General features: G+C 40.1%; 1 protein-coding gene. It reads right to left on the reverse strand.

All coding sequences use genetic code 11. From position 1 onward, the window contains the following. A partial coding sequence (locus ACFIK3_RS09590) for a DUF6990 domain-containing protein (RefSeq protein WP_375676627.1) occupies nt 1-1,061 on the reverse strand: 1,061 nt, incomplete at its 3' end. Nucleotides 1,062-1,073 lie beyond the last annotated feature (12 nt).

The following is a 1,073-nucleotide window of genomic DNA, read 5'->3' on the forward strand; positions in this document are numbered from 1 at the left end:
ACATCAATTTGACCTGTCAATGCTAAACAAGCCAAATGCCAGACTATACGTATATTGTAGCTATACTTTTGAACACGTGTTTTGCTTTCTATTGATGCTTGTAAATCTTGGGCATGTGCCCACTGTATTATCCGCTCAGAGATTTTGATAAGCTCTTGCTCATCTAATGTCTCTACACAAATATCAATGCCTTTACCAAAACCACTAAAAATTCCTCCCCCAATCGTATTAAAAGAATTATAAAGCCCCGTAGGAGAAACGCACCAATATTCCTCACTAAAGTGAATACAATTGCAAGCAACAGAAATCATTTCATTAGATATTTCAGCTTCAATACGGACATTGTAATTATCATGAAGACGTATAAAACCAAAATCAAATTGAATAAAGCGGTCGGGCAAAATCAACCACATTTTTCCAGGTTCCGTTGAAAACCACCCTTGTGTTTTAAGAACGCGCATTGCTGCTGTGAGACTTATCGAGCGCTGTTTTGGCTTCTTGCGCGTTAGAATATCGTCTAATTCCCCATTTTTATAGGCCTGTGCAAAAAAAAGCAGGCGATCATCCGATGTCATTGTTTTATAATCAGCAAATTCTGGCACAGATAGTTTTGGGGTAGATCTATCACTCCTTAAAGCCTCCATATCACCAAGTAATGCTTGTGCAACGGCAGAATGATTAGTAGCTTCCTCGCACAACTTTTTTTCAATATCCTGTGCTTGCGCCCATGCAATCACTCTATTTAGAGCGTCCTTAATATGGCTTTCGGAAAGATCCGGAGCTGTAACATCGAAATCCTCCTTCGCGTAAAACAGCACATCTCCATATTTACGCTGTGATTTTTCACCTCTAGAATATTCCCGAGCAAGACAATAAGCAGCGGTGGTGAGATCAGCCGAAAGCAAAAACTCTTTGCCACTCTCTCCATAATTTTTTACACCATACCCAATACCGACAATGCGATCGGGAAGATGATAATGCGCAAAAGTATCCCCCACGTTATCACGATAAGGCTCCCAGCCCAGTCTTTTTAAAATCTCTGTGACATCTTTAGTTTGCATCATGAATCACTT

It is taken from the genome of Bartonella sp. CB10SXKL (assembly GCF_042195515.1).
Lineage (GTDB): Bacteria > Pseudomonadota > Alphaproteobacteria > Rhizobiales > Rhizobiaceae > Bartonella.